The organism is Endozoicomonas montiporae CL-33 (assembly GCF_001583435.1).
GTDB classification, from domain to species: Bacteria; Pseudomonadota; Gammaproteobacteria; order Pseudomonadales; family Endozoicomonadaceae; genus Endozoicomonas_A; species Endozoicomonas_A montiporae.
Genome location: NZ_CP013251.1, coordinates 1436666 through 1454879, shown reverse-complemented (window position 1 = coordinate 1454879; position 18214 = coordinate 1436666). Strand labels below are relative to the sequence as shown.

The window sequence follows — 18214 nt, the reverse complement described above, 5'->3', positions numbered from 1 at the left end:
GGAGAGTGATGGGAAGAAGCAAATACTGCCATTCAGGGCTTTACACTGTAACGATGATCAGCCTGTTGCTTGCCAGCTGCAGCACCAGTGCCCCTTTGAACTGCCATTATGAACCCGTCAGGGGATCGGTGGTCGTGAACCGTGCCGAAGCCCCCCTTCAGGTGAGCTTCACACCTGACTCGGCCCCTAACGCCTTTCGGTTCAAGAGAGCCGGAATTGATATGTCCAGTCTGGATTTATCCCTGCACAACCAAGGCTGGAACCTTGAATCTGACCAGCGATACGATGCCATTGTTAATATAAGAACCACCGGAAAATGTGCACCGTATGTCGTTTACCTGCTTAGATAAGCAACCTTCCATGAATCAGAAAATGTGCCAGTATGCTGGCAATGTATCCAAGGGCAATCACCCAGCTCCAGCGCAAGTGCGACATAAAGGTATAGTGCCCTTTCGATGTGCCCATCAAAGCAACGCCCGCTGCCGAGCCAATCGACAGCAGGCTGCCCCCAACACCGGCTGTCAGGGTAATCAACAGCCACTGAAAGGTATCCATCTCCGGATTCATTCCTAGAATCGCAAACATCACCGGAATGTTATCGACAATGGCTGAAGCGACACCGGCGGCAATATTTGTCCAGCTTACGCCAATACCTTCGTACATCAGTTCGGAGACCACTTCCAGGTACCCCAGATAACGCAGCCCGCCCACCGAAAAGATAACACCGAAGAAGAAAAACAATGTATCCCACTCGGCACGGGCTACCCGCTGAAAGATGTCCAGATTCTCATAGTTATGCATTCCGGAAGGAAAGCGCTTGCTACTGGTCAAGCCCTGCAGCCTGAGGAAGTAGGTATAAAACATCAGCAACGCCAGCCCGGTCATCATTCCCATAAAGGGTGGCAAACCCAGAAAATGTTCAAAGGAAACGGCAATAGTGATGGTTAAAAGAAACAGAAAACAGATCATCAGGCCACCTGGCCGAACGGTCACCTGATCCTTGACCGGTAAAGGCTGTCCTTTGCTGACAAAAGCACTCATGATCAAGGCAGGCAGAAGGAAGTTCACTACCGATGGAATAAACAGAGCGAAAAACCGGGCAAACTCAACTTTGCCAGCCTGCCAGACCATCAACGTTGTAATATCACCAAATGGACTGAACGCCCCTCCGGCATTGGAAGCCACCACCACATTGACCATCGCCAGAGAGATAAAGCGAACATCCTTCTGCCCGACAGCCATAATCACTGCGCCCATCAACAGCGCAGTGGTGAGATTATCCGCAACGGGAGAAATAAAGAAAGCCAGTATTCCGGTCACCCAGAACAGCTGTCGGAAGTTATAGCCTTTCTGTACCAGCCAGGAGCGTAAACTGGCAAACACATGCCGTTCTTCCATGGCATTTATATACGTCATGGCCACCAGCAAGAACAGAAACATTGCCGCATATTCTTCCAGATCATGCATCACGGCACTTGACAGATCCTGATGCGAAACACCCTGTTCTTTTGCCAGCCAGGCAATCAGTGCCCAGATGATCCCTGCAGCCAGTATCACAGGTTTGGATTTACGCAGGTGGATTTTTTCTTCCGCCATGACAGCTATGTAAGCCACCACAAAAATGGCAACACAGGCCCAGGCCAGTGGATCCGTTGTGACTCTTAACAGATCATCTGCAGCCAGAGCGATCTGTGGGAAAAAAATCGCTAACGCACCCAACGAGGCACGCCGAATTCTGCGACACATATACACCACCTGCGACGTAAGTATTTTTACCGAAGTGCGTACAGCATAACGCTGTTAAATACGGAAAAACAGGGTGATCTGGTGTGTAGACCAGCTTCTTCTGAGAGTAAAAAGAGCAGAAAAACAAGCCATGGAATCTATACGACAATGTTTTAATTCAATTTTGTTCTCATTTTAAGCATCAACTTATTAAGCGTATGCTTTTATTCCATATAAACTTAGTTTTTATCTCTAATTTGCACAGATGTCAGGTTGCTTGCGTTTCTGCAATGATTGCTTTGCAAATTGCTGATCTGCAAATGCTGACAGGGGTTACTGATATGGCTATTGCCCAGCAGCTGCAATCGTTTCTTCACGAACACCATGCCGACTACGAGTTGGTCTGTCACCCTTATTCTGAAACCGCCCTGGACACCGCCCGTTCCGCCTGCATACCGGTCAGGAATATGACGAAAGCTGTCGTACTCCATGATGAACAGGGTTACCTGATGGCCATCATGCCTTCCATGAATAAACTGATGCTGCGCTGGATTAACACTAAACTGGACAGACACCTGCGCCTGGCCACCGAAAAAGAGTTAAGAAAACTGTTCCCGGACTGTGACTCCGGAGCTGTTCCGGCGATGGGGGCTGCCTATGGCATGAATACCTGTTGGGATGATGAGCTTAACTCGGTTCAGGATGTTTACCTTGAAGCAGGCAACCACAGAGAACTCGTACATATGCAACGGGAACAGTTTAAAGAATTATTGCAGGGGCAAACCCATGCCGCTATCAGCTGTGACCCGGAAGAAACCGAAGCGTACCGAACCGGAGGGTGAGCATTATGTTTAGCGTGTCATTTTCTTCACAAACACCACCACAAACAAAGCCATACTAAAGCTACCGGTGAATGCTTCCAGTGCCGCAAAAAGCCTTGATATGCCTATTGGGGTAATATCGCCATAACCCAATGTGGTAAACGTGACAACGCTGTAATACAAGGTATCCAGCCAGGTTCGTGCATTGACCAGTAAAGACTGGTCTGAAGAATACTGAATGAGTCGTCCGCCTTCCTGAACCCCAAACAACAGATAGATAAAGGAGAACAGGAAGATCAGACCTGCTGCAAACGAAATCACTCTGCGCGGCTTTTCACCATAACCACTGATCACATCAACCAGTGTTGATAATATTCTGTCGTACGACCATTCGGGGTAACTCTGTCGGCGAATGACCATTTCCCGGTAAAAGAAATCACCGGCTATGGCAAACAACCCCTGATTTTCACAACTGCGTCGAATATTACGCGCCACTTCCTCCGCTTCCTCAAACAATGGTCGCGCAGCTTCAGTCTGTCCATTACACAGTTTTTTATACGCCTGACGTTCCTGCAGCAGATGAGTTCCCCAGCAAACTTCGTCAAGCCGGGCCGATTTGAAGTTGACCCCAAGCAAGTTGCAATCGGTCAGGTCAGTAAAGTGCAGGTTAGCACCACCGAGATTTGCCTTCAGTAGATTGCATCGTGATAGATTGACCTGATATAAATGCGCACGATACAGGTTGGCACGATTTAAGTCGGCCTCCACCAGCTGGAAAGGTTTGCCGCCACGGTTAACCAGATTAACGTTTTCAAGATTGGCCCCTTTCAGCAGGAAACCTTCCATCGGTCGCCCGGTTCTTGCCCTGTTTTCCAAACGTTCCCTGAGATCCATTCCTGATTTATCAATATCAGGGCAATGCCAGAAACAGAATTCCGAGCCTTGTTCTGGTAGTTCGTTACAACCATGACCAGACGAACCTTTAAAAGCACATTGCAGCCCTTCGGAATGCATAATGCTGTCAGCCTCATTAAATTGAATGGTGATACATTCCTATAGTGTCGGCACTAATGCAGAGCCTGTTAAGTTCTCGCAACCGTTCGTTAATTGAGGCATAGTAGGCGCGGCAAGGGCTTCAGAGTAACTTCAGGAAACACTATGACCACGCTTCACGGGATCACTCTCTACGGCATCAGCAACTGCGATACCATAAAAAAAGCCCGTCGCTGGCTTAATGACAACGGGATTGAATACCGTTTTCACGACTATCGGAAAGACGGACTCACTCTTCAGCAGCTTCAAAACTGGTCAGAAGAACTGGACTGGGAGGAGCTTCTGAACAAACGTGGCACCACCTGGCGCAAACTGCCCGAAGAACAAAAAGAAGGAATTAACAAAGATCAGGCTCTTTGTCTGATGCTGGAACACCCGGCTATGATAAAGCGTCCACTGCTGGATACCGGCTCTGAAAAACATCTGGGTTTTAAACCAGACCTTTATAAACAGATTTTTGCCCCCATTACCGGGGAGGCTGTCAGAGAATAGACTGCCCTACCGGCAACTGCTCCTGCGTTGCACTAGCTCCTGCATCCATGCAGTCGTGCGGTGACAGCAAATTGGTCTGAAAAATCGCTTTTGTTCGTCAAATAGCTCGCTATTCTCCTTACAAAACCGCTTTTTCATCCTCAATTTTCTGTCATCCTCGCTACGGGCGCTATTCTCAGACAGCCTCCCAGTAACCAACGGATTCAAGTTTCCACTTACAACAAGGCAGCATATTCACAATGAGCACAACCAACACTCTGTTCAGCCTCGCCATTGGTATTGGCACTAAAAACAATAAAGAAGAATGGCTGGAGGTTTACTATCCAAAACCACTCATGCACCCGGATGCCAAACTGGTTGAAGCTATCCAGAACCTGATTCAATACGAGGGTGGCAATACCTTTATTGAGCTGGACAGCGAAACCTGTCACGCGCTGGAAGAGCTGTTTGAAAATCTGGGAGAGCAGGAACTGGCCAGCATTATGCTGAGTCTGGAAGAAAGTGACCGTCCAAGGTTGATTACTTTCCTGGAAACCGACAGCGCCCTGACCACCACGCCGGAAGCCTATCTGAAACTGCACCTGTTGTCTCACCGCCTGGTTAAACCACATGGTGTTAACCTGCAGGGTATTTTCCCACTGTTGCCTAACGTGGCCTGGACCAGCGAAGGTGCCATTGACCTGTCGGAGCTGCAGGAGCGTCAGATCAAAGCCCGCGCTGAAGGTCGTTACCTGAGCGTCAATTCCGTCGACAAATTCCCGAAAATGACCGACTACGTGGTACCGGCGGGCGTTCGAATTGCCCACACCGCCCGAGTACGTCTGGGCGCTTACGTCGGTGAAGGTACCACGGTCATGCATGAAGGCTTTATCAACTTTAATGCCGGCACAGAAGGCAAAAGCATGGTGGAAGGTCGCATTTCCGCCGGTATCTGGGTCGGCGAAGGCTCTGACCTGGGCGGTGGTTGCAGTACCATGGGGACATTATCCGGTGGTAACGACATCGTTGTCTCCATTGGTCGTCACTGCCTGATTGGTGCTGAAGCGGGCGTCAATATTCCCCTGGGCGATCATTGTACTATCGAGGCGGGCTTGTACCTGACCGCGGGTTCCAAAGTGACACTGCTGGATAATGAACGCAAGCCGGTTGAAACCGTTAAGGCTTCAACACTGGCCGGACAGTCCAACCTGCTGTTCTGGCGCAACTCCCAGACCGGTGCCATTGAATGCCTGACTCATAAAAGCTCTTTTGCTTTGAATGAGGAGCTGCACGCTCATAACTAAGGCATTGAAGAAAGCCTCTCTGTGGGGCTTTCCACTCCTCCAGTCAAAAAAATAACAACCTTTCAAACACTTTTCCCGATTTCCTCTGATTTGCTGGCAAAACGCCTCTTCTCCATTGCCAGTACACACCATGCCTATACTCACCTCAAAAGCATCCGTAGAGTTTTCTGCTTTCGGATGTGACTACAAAAAACCATGGATGGAGAAGTACCATGATTATCTCGAAGCTGAAGTCGAGCCTCATCATACTGGCCGTGCTGCTCACAACGGGCTGCGCCTCAACCTCAAACCAGAAGCAATCGTCTGCACCTTCCCAGCACTGGGCAGCCTGTGCAGCAAAAGGCGGTGTAGTCATGGGCGTCCCTGCTGCAGCCTACAGCTGGGCCACCGGAGGAGCAGCCTTAGTAGCGGGCGCCGTCATTTCAGGAACAGCATGTGCCCTGTCAGAACCTGTTGCAGATGATGTTATGGATATTCCCAAACCGGGCAATATGAACACTCTGCACTTTGCCTTTGATTCTACAGCCATTCAGTCTGGCGATGTTATGAAGCTGAATGAACTGCTGAATCACGTTAACGAGGATACCCGGATCATGATTACCGGGCATGCCTGCGATATTGGTGGCGCAGCTTACAATCAGAACCTCTCCGAACGTCGGGCTAAAGCGGTAAAACAATGGCTGATGAATCACGGTGTAGCTGAAGAGCGCATTGAAACAGTGGGCGTTGGTGAAAGCCAACCGGTAAGAGGTAATGAAACGGAAGAAATGCGGGAAGAAAACCGTCGGGCAGTCATCAGTTTCACACACTGAACCAACTCATCCTAACAAGCGGAAGGTGGTGGCAGCTCCACCACCTTTTTCAGTCAGTCATCACCTTCAAAATATCCAGCACACTGATAATCCCTTTCAGCTTTCTGCCTTCTGTCACCAGAACCCTGTGGATGCGGCCTTTAACCATCGCTTCCGCCACTTTCACCAGTGGTGTATCCGGTTCCACCTCAAACACCATGGGCGTCATGATATCGCTGACCAGAACACTCTGATCGATACTTTCATGAAAAGCGCGCATGTCTTCTTCTGACAACTCGGCATCCAGCATGGAACTGTAGAATTCTTCGTCCCGACGCTTCATATCCACCAGACCACTGCCTGCCTGCCGCACAATATCAGACAGGGTCACCACACCGACCAGACGGCGGGATTCGTCCACTACCGGTGCCCCGGAAATGCCTTTATCAGTAAAAAACCTCGCCAGACGATCCACTGCCCAGTCGTAAGGAACACTGATCACCTTGTGGGTCATGATCTGTGCAGCGGTGACAGACTGCAGAGAATAGTCCTCATTCATGGTTCGGCCTCCTGCTCAAGCGTCGAAACTGCAACGGGTTTGAGTACAGTATGACCGATTTCGGGAAACCACTATTGTGATCTGGATCAATAGAATTTGCCCCTGTCTGGTCTGTTTATTGCTGCGGCATTCCTAATGTCATCATTCAACGAAAGCCTACTTATGCCCTGTCTTTAATACTGCTAAAGTACGATGATCTACTGATTATCCAAACCAGATCTATTTATGACTGATACTGTTTATCTTGAGATGGCGCGATCGCTGTCCAAGCTGTCCAAGTGCGTGCGTTTGCAGGTCGGCTGCCTGCTGGTGAAAGATGGCCGGGTGTTGTCTACGGGTGTCAATGGCACACCGTCCGGCTACATTAACTGCAACGAAGCAGATTACGAAGAGCACCATTACTGGTCACTAAGGCATGAAATCCATGCCGAGCTGAACGCCGTCATCTGGGCTGCCCGCTGTGGTACTGCCATAGAAGGCGCCACGGCCTACGTCACCCATAGCCCCTGTGACCAGTGCACCAAAAACCTGCTGGCAGCCGGTATCAAGCGCATTGTTTATGATGAACAGTACGATCGCAACCCACAGGAAGAGCTCTCACAGTTCTGCCGGGAAAACGGAGTCACCATTGAACAGGTGCCTCTGGCTGAATCATCAGAAACCTGACTGAACCGAAGCAATGACAGCAAAAAAAATACTGGTGGTCTACGCCCACCCGAATCCCGAAAGCTTTAATGCTGCCGTGAAAGCTCAGGTTGAAAGCACCCTTGTAGAAGCAGGTCATGAGGTGAACGTGCTGGATCTGTATCAGCAAGAGTTTACCGCCACCATGAGTCTGGATGAACGACTGCGCTATATGACCAGCGATAACACCACGGGCATAGAACAGGAAGTCTGTCGTTTACGTTGGGCAGAAGCCCTGGTGCTGGTTTATCCGACCTGGTGGTCAGGGCCGCCCGCCATCCTCAAAGGCTGGCTGGACAGAGTCTGGCTACCCGGCATTGCCGCAAAGTTTAATACCGGTGTCGTTGAACCGGGGCTGACAAAGATAAGAACGGTGGTGGTGATCACCACCCAGGGCTCGTCATGGTGGCGTATGAAGTTGATCGGAAATCCGCCCAGAAAGATGATGAAACTGTGTCTTAAAACCTGCACCCGCTTCCGGCGGTTTCACTGGCTGGCACTGTACAGTATGGATAAAAATACCCAGCAGCAGCGGGAGCGGTTTTTGCTGAAACTAAAAACCGGGCTCCCGAAACTACTCAGTCGTTAATCATCCGAGAACGAGATCGTCGGCCCGGCGGTTGCCTGACTGTTCTTCAGAGACAGTTCTGCTGCCAGTCGGCGTGCCATGTCCTTGTAGATCATGGTGATCTGTGAATCCGGCTCGGCCACTACGGTTGGTGCACCGCCGTCGGCCTGTTCACGGATCATCATCGATAATGGCAATGCCCCCAGCAGGTCTACACCAAACTGTTCAGCAATGCGGGTACCGCCACCTTCACCAAACAGGTGTTCACTGTGTCCGCAGTTGGAACAGATATGAACCGCCATGTTTTCCACCACACCCAGTACCGGGATGTTGACCTTGTTAAACATCTCGATACCTTTTTTGGCATCAATCAGCGCCAGATCCTGAGGCGTGGTCACCACTACACTGCCCGTTACAGGTACTTTCTGAGCCAGCGTCAGCTGAATATCGCCTGTGCCCGGTGGCATATCAATCACCAGATAATCAAGGTTATTCCACAGGGTCTGGGTCAGCAACTGCTGCAACGCACCACTGACCATAGGTCCACGCCATACCACCGGTGTATCTTCAGTAATCAGAAACGCCATGGACATGGCTTCAATGCCGTGTGCCTGAATCGGCATAAAGAACTTTTCGTTCTTTACTTCCGGGCGAGTGCCGTCGGCAATACCCAGCATAAGCCCCACACTCGGGCCGTAAATATCGGCATCCAGAATACCCACCCGGGCACCCTCTGCCGCCAGTGCCAGTGCGAGGTTGGCCGCCGTTGTGGACTTGCCCACACCGCCCTTGCCGGACGCCACCGCAATGATATTTTTCACATTGGCAAAAGCTTCCAGCTCACCCTGAACCGGCGCCGAAGCAACAGACCAGCTAACGCTGACACTGCTGTCTTCCACAGCTTCAACATTGTTGATTTTGGTACGCAACAATTCTGCCACACCATTCACCAGACCATCAGCCGGATAACCCAGTTCAACGGAAAGTTGCACCTTGCCACCGTCAATCTCAAGGGACTTGACGCAACCGGCAGACAGTAAATTCTGTTTTAAATAAGGGTCCTGGTAGGACTGGATGGCCGCTTCAACCATGGAACGGCTAATCACAGTAGGACTGGGTGTACTCATAAACACCTGGCTCCAAAGAAATCGTATCAGGTGTGCATTATTACCAAACAGAAGCGTTTAGTAAAAAATATCATACGACTACGATCTGAGAAGCCGGAATAGCAGAAAAACGATAATGGTAATGATAATGATTTTTATTTTGCATCTTGTTACATCTTACCTATACTTCCTCATCGAACAAAATCATTCTTAACAAAGACGATAGCTCCTGCTTTTTGTATTAATTCAGCAGCCAGATGACACTAAAAATACCTGCACTGACAGACGAGACTGCCCGCTTTGCTTTGTAATCAGGAAACCATGAAACTCTCACTATCACTCTCACTATGCCTGATCGCTTCTACAACGATCCTGTTGGCAGAAAATGCTTTAGCAACCCCCCTCCCCGGTTCAACCCCAGCCTACAACGCCACAACATCCCCCCTTCCATCGGCCACTGCCGAGCCAAAACTTTACAGGCTGTGCTCAGGGATTGTAGAAAACTTAGAACTGCTGACTACCGATGTCATGAAGCAGGCAGCAGTTGATAAATTGGAACGAGTCTTCGACAGTGCCCCACAAGCCATTGACCGGTGCGTCATCAAAACTCCGGTCAACGGCAGCTACCTCGACGAAAGCATCAATGGTTTCAATACCGGCAAACCATGGGAAGAAACAGCCAATACCGCTTTTCTTCTGGTTGGCGTTGGCATGAAGTCAACACCTGTCACCGCAGACGAAGATTGTGCTTCAAAAACACCGGTCCCGGTCATTGCCGGAAAACAGAAGGGGCATGTTTCGACCTTACCCGATGAGTGGCTGGAGCAGTTCCAGATTAAGGGAACGATCAACCTGGAATCAGGGCAGAAACTGATCGGGATTCCACTTGATCGCAGTAATGGCTCGTTGGCAAATGACTATTTTGTAGGGCTGAAGAAAAAAATCGTAGTCACCCATTACTGTAGAAGAAGTGGTCATTATAGTTATCATATTCAGCCTAAAGCAGAGCTGATTCACTTTCATGGTGCAGGCATCCTCGTTACAGGCATAACAACGTTACCTACATTAACCACCGACCATTACAGTTCCAGTAAACACAGAGACTATTGTAGATTTGATTATGGGCATACGAATATCAATATCCAAAGCCACGATATACATGAAGAGATGCTAAAAGGTGAACTGGATTTTAAATCGCTGGAAGTTCCGGTTAATGGCTATATGGTCAATATTTCCGGCAATGAGTTCTTTCAGATTCGTCACCCTGCCATCGACATTTCACTCGCCGATCAATCAAAAGACGTGGATTCCAGACTATTCAACAGCAGAAACCTGATTGGCTTTTCGGACAACCAGGTGTATACCTGTTATAGAGGTGAAGCCGGACCTGCAATGAGCATTGACATTGCCTATCAGGATGCGTCTCCACAGCCCGTGCTTATCCGTGCCCTGGACTTTAAAAATAATCAACTTCTGGGTAAAACGCCTCAGGCTATCAGCCTTGTTCTCCCTGAACACGTAAAAGTCGACATAACCAACAACCAGTTTGTCACTACAAAAGAAGGTAACAGTCCGGCAAAAGGCATCAGCATTGCCGGTCCCAGCCAGAGCAGTGAAAACTGGCAGGTTCCAGCAACAATCAATCTCACGGGTAACACGATAAAAGGCTATCAGGCGGCACTGTCTTTGACGGGGTATCTAAAGCTGGTGCTCAAATCAAATCAGCTTCTTGGCGAGAGGGTAGCCATAGAACGTCGTCGTGACCTGACACTGCCTGTCACACTGACGGGTGACGGGACTAACCAGTTCAAGGCGGGCGACTACCATCCGTGCTTCCAGCTTGAGGACACAAATATCATTGGAGAATTTGTATTTTCTGACGGCAAGACCATCTGCCCCAAAAAAATGGTTGCCCCCGGAATACAACCTGCTCAACTCATAAAGCCTTCGTTCACACCCCCTGTCAGTCAACAACTCTATCAGGGGCAAAGTACCTCAACAAAAGCTCTGGGCTACCGTCCCTCCATGACCTCAGGCACCTTCGAACGCTTACCGGAAACAACCACCACAATTCCGTCCGACTCACTGACCAACAGAGACAGAAGCAAAACGTCACCCTCTCAGGAAAAGCAGATATTCAGTACACCGGCTCAACCTGCGAAGTCTTCTGACTCTGCCAAAGCCTCAGTTATAGGTTCTCAGCCGGAAAAAAACAGGGGCAGCCGATCACTGACATTGTCAGGATCGGTAACGCCTCCACCCGTTGCAAAATCTGTATCGGTAAATTCGCAGAAAAACCTTCAGGGCACACCAACAATAACTCACTCACCGACCGTTGAAAGACGGGTTAAAAGTACCCGGCTCCATCCTGATCCATCACCAGCGAGAAAACAGCCCTCCGGCTCACAAAGTCCAGTGACAGAAATGCAACAGGCATTCAACAACACAACTCTGGCAGGTTATGGTCAGCATTTGGGTGACAAGAAAAGCGACCATTCGCCAACCTTGAACAACTGGCAAATCGCATTGACGACCGTTGGCTCAGTTTTGGCTTTGGGTGTAGGTATTTGCTATGTCAAGTACAGACATAAACACTCAGTTCAATCGAAAAATCTCGAAATGCAACCCCTGAAAAAAGACTTTGATATATAAAAGTGTAAACGGTCAGCAGGAATATCTTGCCGCCAGCCAATTACAGGAAAGATAATGGTTACTTACCAGTCAGTTGTTTACGCATTTTAATAAACGCATCGCGTCCGGCATCCGGATCAATGCCTTGCTTTTCCATCTGTTGACGCAGGGCCTGTTCGGCCTGTTCGTCTGCTAACCTCACCGCCTCTTTATTACGAGTGTCTTCAAGCCCCTGAAAAATATCGGCTTCAATATCTTCGCCATCCAGCACCCGATTACAGATAATCTCGTAATTGCGCTCGAAAATCGGCAAGGCAATGCGCTGCTCTTCACTGCGTAACGTCATCCAGCCGGTCTGTTTGGCAGCCAGATAGACGGCAATGTGCGACCAGTGATAATCGCGGCTCTGAACGGGCGCGTAACAGGCTTCATAGTAAGCCTGCAAAGGTTCCTTCAGTCCCACTTCGTCGTAGCGCAGCTTGCACAGTTCACGGATATCACTCAGATCGGGAAAGAACTTGCTGGTATCCAGCGCTTTCTGAGCGGCCTTAACAATGCGTCGGGGGTGAAATTCTTTCAGCGACTGGAACCAGACCCGCTTGGCCCGGTTCAGATCTTCTTCGGCAGGAAATGCCCGCTTGAACTTTAACGGGTAGGCGTCTTCCAGCAGGGTGAACAGGGTGTTGATCGCGTAACGGTAATTTTTTTGCTGTTCTGCACTGTCAGTCTGATCAGTACCCGGGCCGGAAGCAGCCCCCTGCACAGACTCAGTCGTCGGTGTCGTCGGTGTCGTCGAAGTCGAGCTGTATGCCGTCTGCCCAGCTGGTGTCTGTAAGCTTTTCAGCTGTTGATCGATTAGCTCTCTGCCCTGTTTCACTTTGGCTCCGCTTCCACTGGTAGATCACATGGTTCTTGAACTTGTTCTGCCATGCCTTGCGCGCTTCACCCGTCTCACGCCAGTACAGTTTAAACTCAACCAGCTGAGCCAGAGTAAACTCACGATCAATGCCGTGGTGAACTTCAAGAAACTCGATGTATACCGGATCAGGTTGAAAATCGTCCGGTAACGGCTGTACCCGGGCACCTTCATTAACGGGTGCTGCCGAAGCGTCCTGCTGGATACCTTGGGAAAACACCGGATGCTCCGGTTCGACAGGTGCCGAATCTTCAAGTTCCCAGGGCAATGCACCGGCGTTGCGTTGACGAATGTAACGCTGTTTTCGATCCTCTTCGGTCATGGAATTAACAATACCTGCCTTCCCGGTTCCGGTCTACCGGTCATTGAAATTAAACATGGATCGGGCGAACCCTTGTTGGCGATGTTCCGGGAATCCCGCCGGCTCTGCCCAAACAGTCGTGACAAACAACCCTGAAAAACGTCAGGATTTCTGAAAGAAAAAAGGGCGGCAAGTCTGCTCCTGCGTCAACAAAAGAGCAATGCGTAGTTTTACACTGTTCAGCACGTTCCGCCTTTGTATGTAAGGTTAATAGTTTACCCCGAGGCCGGGTTGAGCAACAGTGACAATTTTTAATCAGGGTTGCGCTGAGTTCGCCGATAGTCAAGACATTCCTTACCCAGAACAAGAGATAAAGCTATGAATCCCAGTGAACTCAATGCTTACCCGACTGCGTACGATTTTTGCAAAACTATTCGCGAGTATGGAAAAAGTAAGCCCGGGGAACAACTGGGCATGTCTGACAATGGAAGAGTCATGTCAGAAAAGGAGTTCAATCAGGAGTTCGGGCAAACCGATGGGACTTGGGGTTGGACAAAATCCTGGGTAGTGACGGTCAAAGATCCTCAAGGCAAAACATTCACTGATTATCAAAACAATATGACCGCCAGCCTGAACACTTATGCTGAAAGAACCCACTTATCTGAGAGAGGAATTCAAGTCCAAGCTATTAGCAGTTTAACACCATCAGGGTTAAAACCGTTTGTTGGTGATATTGAAAAGTCAGCAAAAACGCCTTTCCTTCCTAAAGCCCGTGTTTATGACCGAATTGATAATCAGAAAAATGCCGTTCTACCCAATTTGCGTGAAGGCGACTACAAGCACTTAATGAGCCACCTGAAGCAGGCGTTTTCCGGAAAGTTTGACTCAGATTTTGAATCCGAGGCTAAAGAAAGAGCCTTTTTTCAAGAGCTTTGTTCAATCAACAGTAAGTTCGTGGAAGAGTTAGCTATAAGGGTTTCAAGCTCATACCGAGACAATAAAGAAGAGTCTGACATTTCGGATCATTTGGCTATGGAGTTGTCAGCCAGAAGAAGAACTCTCATGAACAGGCCTCTATCAGCCAGATTAAACAACCTTCCGGATAAGGAGCAGTTAGTTAAAAGTACGATGGTCAATGGACGAACAGTTGATACCATTAAAAAGCAGTGTGCTTTTGTGTCAGAGCCCAAACTAAACAAGCTATCTCTTCAGGAGTTGCAAGATCTTGACTACGAGATAACCACCAATGCAGCAATGCTTAAAGAAGAACTCGCAGTAAATAAGAAAAGAGCCAGAGAGCAAGGAGAAAATGAAGCGTTCGATGAAAAGCAGCATGGAACGTTCCAAAGGCTTCTGGACGGAACGCAACCACTGGGGCGTTGGGAGTACGCGGATCATTACAAGATAATGTCAAAAGAACTACCAGCAACAGGCATTGCAGCCGCCGACGGTAATGTTGTTTATGGTATGGAAGATGTCACTGTTGCCCAACAAGCGCATGGCATCATTGCCGGTCACTGGACACCGGTTCGAATTACCGCCGTTCTTGATGGGCATACTGTCGATTGTCAACAAGATAAAGGAGATAACTCCGCAGCCACAGAAAGTGCCAGAAAGCTTCCGAAGGCTCTTATTGAGCGTCTTAGTTCAATGAATAAAAGGGAACTGACAACCACCGGTATGGTGGGAGCCTGTCAGGCAGCCATTGTTGATCTGGACAGGCAGGGCGATTACAAGCTGGGTGGTAGTACTATCAACGCTGCAGCAGTTATTGGTCAGCATTTATGCATCATTAATACAGGCGACAGTCGGTCTTTATTTGTCAATCCTGCCAAAGCCCCTTCCGAAGCTGGCGCTTATATCCAATTGTCTGAAGATGCAGAGTTACTACCAGAAGATAACCCTGACAACCGGGAATCACGCTTTAACAAAATGGTTCATGAGCGTGGAGGCCTCATTACACTCCATCCAAGCAGACCAAGCCAGATTCGAGTCAAAAGTATTGATACGCCTGAAGGAGAACCGGGAATGAGCTGTGTCTCCTCTATCGGAGATCACCACTACAATAGCGTGACCAGCCCAAAACCCTTTGTTACCGTTTATGATCAAGATGAACTTGACTCCAACGGATTCCTGATACAATTCAGTGATGGTATTCCTGAAGTGGCAACCAATGAGCAAATTACACGGCTGGTGCATAAACTGTGTGCCGAAAATCCCGACATAACGCCGGATAATCTGGCTGCCAGCATTCGTGATCACGCCTTTAGAGCCCGTTCGGGTGATAACCTGAGTGTCATCGTAACCAGAGTTAAAGACCTGCTCTAAAATCCGGCAACCGAGTCCTGAAGCCGGCCTTATGGTCAGCAAGCCCAAAGAACGGCTTCCTGACCATTCTTGCCTGACAACACTTCCCGTTCCCCTTATGGCTCCCACCACACAATGCAGTATAATGCCTGATTATTTTCCAATATCTGCCAGTTCGAGCGAAACAGTACACGCATGAGCCAAAGAAAGATTCTCGTTACCAGCGCCCTGCCCTATGCCAACGGGCCGCTGCACATGGGCCATCTGGTCGAATACATTCAGACCGACATCTGGGTTCGTTTCCAGAAGCTGTTCGGCAACCAGTGCACCTACGTGTGCGCTGACGATGCCCACGGCACCGCCATCAGCCTGCATGCTGAAAAACAGGGCATTACTCCGGAAGAATCCGTTGCCCTGATCAACAAAGAGCGTGTGCGTGACTTCAGCGAATTCCACGTGGAATTTGATAACTACCATTCCACACACTCCGACGAAAACCGCGAGCTGTCCGAAGCCATCTATCTGGCTTTGAAAGAGAAAGGTCACATTGCCAGCCGCAACATTGTTCAGGCTTACGACCCTGAAAAAGAGATGTTTCTGGCTGACCGCTACATCAAGGGCGACTGCCCGAAGTGTGGCACGCCTGATCAGTACGGTGACAACTGTGAAGCCTGCGGTGCTACCTACTCTCCGGCTGACCTGAAGAACGCCCGTTCTGCCATTTCCGGCGCCACACCCGTGGAGAAAGAGAGTGAGCACTTCTTCTTCAAACTGTCTGACTTCGATGCTTTCCTGAAAGAATGGACCCGTTCCGGCACCATCTCTGACGAAATCGCTAACAAGCTGGCCGAGTGGCTGGACGCTGGTCTGCAGGACTGGGATATTTCCCGCGACGCGCCTTACTTCGGATTCGAGATTCCGGGCGAACCCGGCAAATACTTCTATGTCTGGCTGGACGCACCTATTGGTTACATGGCGGCATTTAAAAACCTGTGTGACCGCCGTGACGACCTGAACTTCGACGATTACTGGAAGAAAGACAGCGACTGTGAAGTTCACCACTTTATCGGTAAAGACATTGTTAACTTCCACTGTCTGTTCTGGCCTGCAATGCTGCACGGTACAGACTACCGCACCCCAACCAGCGTCAGCGTTCACGGTTACCTGACCGTTAACGGCGAGAAAATGTCCAAATCCCGTGGCACCTTTATTACTGCCCGCACCTATCTGGACCACCTCGACCCGGAATACCTGCGTTACTACTACGCAGCCAAACTGTCTAACCGCATTGACGATCTGGATCTGAACACTGACGATTTCATTCAGCGTGTTAATTCCGATCTGGTGGGCAAGGTCGTCAACATTGCCAGCCGTAATGCCGGTTTCATCAAAAAACGCTTCGGTGGCAAGCTGTCGGCCAACAACCTGATCCCGGAACTGACCGCAGACTTCCAGAAAGCCGGTGACAAAATTGCCACCCTGTACGAAGGTCGCGAGTTTGGTAAGGCCATGCGTGAAATCATGGCGCTGGCTGACAAAGCCAACGCCTGGATCGACGAAGTAAAGCCCTGGGTAGTGGCCAAAGAAGAAGGCAAAGACCAGGAACTGCACAACATCTGCACCGCAGGTATTAACCTGTTCCGTCTGCTGATGATCTACCTGAAGCCGGTACTGCCAGCGATGGCGGTTAAAGCAGAAGCCTTCCTGAACGTTGAACCTCTGGTATGGGCTGACAGCCAGTCTCTGTTGCTGGATCACGAAGTTAACAAGTTCAAACCGCTGATGACTCGTGTTGAAGCCGACAAGGTGGGCAACATGATTGAAGCGAGCAAGGAAGTGCTGGCAAAAATGGCTGAACAAAAGCCAGCCGACACCACTTCCAGCAATGAATGGCTGGAAAAAGAGCCGGTGGCTGAAGAGATCAAATTTGACGATTTCGCCAAAGTGGATCTGCGTATCGCCAAAATCGTGAACGCAGAACACGTTGAAGGCGCTGGCAAACTGCTGCGCCTGACTCTGGATATTGGTGAAGCTGAAACCCGCAACATTTTCGCGGGTATCAAATCAGCCTATGCTCCGGAAGCCCTGATCGGCAAACACACCGTGATGGTGGCTAACCTCGCACCACGCAAAATGAAGTTTGGCGTGAGTGAAGGTATGGTTCTGGCTGCCGGTCCTGGCGGAAAAGAGCTGTGGATTCTGGAACCCCATGAAGGCGCCCAGCCGGGTATGCGGGTGATGTAATACCAATCGCAATAATTAGCTATTCTATTGCGCTGCCTTTTCAGCCGGTTATTCTGCGTTGGCATTCGTCGCCATAGCTACGGCTATGGCTCCTCACGCCGCCTTGCCTAACCGGCTGAAAAGGCATGCTCATCACGAAGCTAATTATTTTGATTGGTATAATCCCGTTTATTTCAATGGATTTGGCGTTTCGCCATTTCCATTAAAATTCACCAGTTCCGACGAACTTTGAATCTTTCCACCGCCCACATTCCACAACAGTTCAATGCCCAGGCGCTGACACAGCTCGACCTCAGGCGTGTTATTGTTTTTACGATCACCACCGTTGGCAAAGTAATCCGGCTTCAATCTTTCCAGTGCTTCGCATACCGAGTTGTCGGCATCATCAACTGCTACCGTTTCTGACACACTGGCAAAGCCTTCCAGCAGCTCACAACGTTCGGCAAAAGGCATAAAAACATAGCCCTTTTTTCGCAACAGCCAATCGTCAGAGTTCACAATCACAACCACTTTTCCCTGTTTTGCTGCTGCCTGAATCATACGTAAATGGCCAATGTGAACCGGGTCAAAGCCGCCGGAAATACAGATGGTTTTCTGGTTAGAAATAGAGTCCATTACTTTTTGATTGTCCAAAACAGATAGTCTGACAAAAATATCATAAGGCAGGGCAGACTTCGTAGTCCGGAAGGTCAGGTTCATCGAAACACGGTTAACGCAACTCCATTAGTCCTGC

Annotated in this window: 17 protein-coding genes; 10 read left to right on the top strand and 7 right to left on the bottom strand. The window is 49.5% G+C overall.

Translation table 11 applies throughout. The features are described 5' to 3' along the window. The first annotated feature begins 8 nt into the window (after nt 1-8). Nucleotides 9-350: a hypothetical protein gene (locus tag EZMO1_RS06350; protein WP_145912497.1), complete on the top strand. Its 342-nt coding sequence runs from the start codon at nt 9-11 to the stop codon at nt 348-350. On the opposite strand, the gene nhaD is transcribed toward EZMO1_RS06350, so the two are convergent. Next, nucleotides 343-1746, bottom strand: coding sequence for a sodium:proton antiporter NhaD (gene nhaD / locus EZMO1_RS06345; RefSeq protein ID WP_034874679.1), 1404 nt, complete (start codon nt 1744-1746; stop codon nt 343-345). The genes EZMO1_RS06350 and nhaD overlap by 8 nt on opposite strands. Nucleotides 1747-2015: 269 nt before the next feature. On the opposite strand from nhaD, the gene EZMO1_RS06340 reads away from it, so the two are divergent. Next, nucleotides 2016-2567: an aminoacyl-tRNA deacylase gene (locus EZMO1_RS06340; RefSeq protein WP_051789749.1), complete on the top strand. Its 552-nt coding sequence runs from the start codon at nt 2016-2018 to the stop codon at nt 2565-2567. A 9-nt stretch (nt 2568-2576) separates the two neighbouring features. Here the strand turns inward: EZMO1_RS06340 and EZMO1_RS06335 are convergent, their stop codons facing one another. Then, entirely contained in the window at nt 2577-3560 is a 984-nt protein-coding gene (locus EZMO1_RS06335; protein ID WP_034874681.1) for a pentapeptide repeat-containing protein, read from the bottom strand. A 144-nt stretch (nt 3561-3704) separates the two neighbouring features. Here EZMO1_RS06335 and EZMO1_RS06330 point away from each other — a divergent pair, with 144 nt between their 5' ends. From EZMO1_RS06330 to EZMO1_RS06315, 3 genes are all read left to right on the top strand, one after another. Further along, nucleotides 3705-4091 (top strand): ArsC family reductase, encoded by a 387-nt coding sequence (locus tag EZMO1_RS06330; protein ID WP_034874683.1) that lies wholly within the window; start codon nt 3705-3707, stop codon nt 4089-4091. A 257-nt stretch (nt 4092-4348) separates the two neighbouring features. Next, the gene (gene dapD, locus EZMO1_RS06325; RefSeq protein ID WP_201772187.1) at nt 4349-5374 is read left to right on the top strand and encodes a 2,3,4,5-tetrahydropyridine-2,6-dicarboxylate N-succinyltransferase; all 1026 of its coding nucleotides are present in this window, start codon (nt 4349-4351) and stop codon (nt 5372-5374) included. A 212-nt stretch (nt 5375-5586) separates the two neighbouring features. Beyond that, nucleotides 5587-6186: an OmpA family protein gene (locus tag EZMO1_RS06315; protein WP_034874687.1), complete on the top strand. Its 600-nt coding sequence runs from the start codon at nt 5587-5589 to the stop codon at nt 6184-6186. 49 nt (nt 6187-6235) lie between these two features. On the opposite strand, the gene EZMO1_RS06310 is transcribed toward EZMO1_RS06315, so the two are convergent. Further along, nucleotides 6236-6724 carry a CBS domain-containing protein gene (locus EZMO1_RS06310; RefSeq protein WP_034874689.1) on the bottom strand — a complete coding sequence of 163 codons (489 nt, stop codon included), beginning with the start codon at nt 6722-6724 and terminating at the stop codon, nt 6236-6238. Nucleotides 6725-6949: 225 nt separating this feature from the next. On the opposite strand from EZMO1_RS06310, the gene EZMO1_RS06305 reads away from it, so the two are divergent. Further along, nucleotides 6950-7390: a deaminase gene (locus EZMO1_RS06305; protein ID WP_034874692.1), complete on the top strand. Its 441-nt coding sequence runs from the start codon at nt 6950-6952 to the stop codon at nt 7388-7390. A 13-nt stretch (nt 7391-7403) separates the two neighbouring features. Continuing rightward, nucleotides 7404-7997, top strand: coding sequence for an NAD(P)H-dependent oxidoreductase (locus EZMO1_RS06300; RefSeq protein ID WP_034874694.1), 594 nt, complete (start codon nt 7404-7406; stop codon nt 7995-7997). Here EZMO1_RS06300 and apbC read toward each other — a convergent pair. After that, a complete protein-coding gene (gene apbC, locus EZMO1_RS06295) occupies nt 7994-9103 on the bottom strand; it encodes an iron-sulfur cluster carrier protein ApbC (RefSeq protein ID WP_034874696.1) in 1110 nt (369 codons plus the stop codon). The two genes, EZMO1_RS06300 and apbC, sit on opposite strands and share 4 nt — an antisense overlap. A 300-nt stretch (nt 9104-9403) precedes the next feature. On the opposite strand from apbC, the gene EZMO1_RS06290 reads away from it, so the two are divergent. Then, nucleotides 9404-11734 carry a hypothetical protein gene (locus EZMO1_RS06290; RefSeq protein ID WP_034874698.1) on the top strand — a complete coding sequence of 777 codons (2331 nt, stop codon included), beginning with the start codon at nt 9404-9406 and terminating at the stop codon, nt 11732-11734. Between the two features lie 58 nt (nt 11735-11792). On the opposite strand, the gene EZMO1_RS06285 is transcribed toward EZMO1_RS06290, so the two are convergent. Together EZMO1_RS06285 and EZMO1_RS06280 are read right to left on the bottom strand one after the other, a co-directional pair. Then, on the bottom strand, nt 11793-12476 hold the full coding sequence (locus EZMO1_RS06285; RefSeq protein ID WP_034874700.1) for a replication protein P: 684 nt from the start codon (nt 12474-12476) through the stop codon (nt 11793-11795). Between the two features lie 4 nt (nt 12477-12480). After that, nucleotides 12481-12951: a DnaT-like ssDNA-binding domain-containing protein gene (locus tag EZMO1_RS06280; protein WP_034874702.1), complete on the bottom strand. Its 471-nt coding sequence runs from the start codon at nt 12949-12951 to the stop codon at nt 12481-12483. Between the two features lie 357 nt (nt 12952-13308). Between EZMO1_RS06280 and EZMO1_RS06275 the strand changes: the two genes are divergently transcribed. Further along, on the top strand, nt 13309-15258 hold the full coding sequence (locus EZMO1_RS06275; protein ID WP_034874704.1) for a PP2C family serine/threonine-protein phosphatase: 1950 nt from the start codon (nt 13309-13311) through the stop codon (nt 15256-15258). A gap of 174 nt (nt 15259-15432) precedes the next feature. After that, entirely contained in the window at nt 15433-17481 is a 2049-nt protein-coding gene (gene metG, locus EZMO1_RS06270; RefSeq protein ID WP_034874706.1) for a methionine--tRNA ligase, read from the top strand. A gap of 168 nt (nt 17482-17649) precedes the next feature. Here metG and EZMO1_RS06265 read toward each other — a convergent pair whose 3' ends face one another. After that, nucleotides 17650-18096: an adenylyltransferase/cytidyltransferase family protein gene (locus EZMO1_RS06265; RefSeq protein WP_222842202.1), complete on the bottom strand. Its 447-nt coding sequence runs from the start codon at nt 18094-18096 to the stop codon at nt 17650-17652. Between the last annotated feature and the right edge of the window lie 118 nt (nt 18097-18214).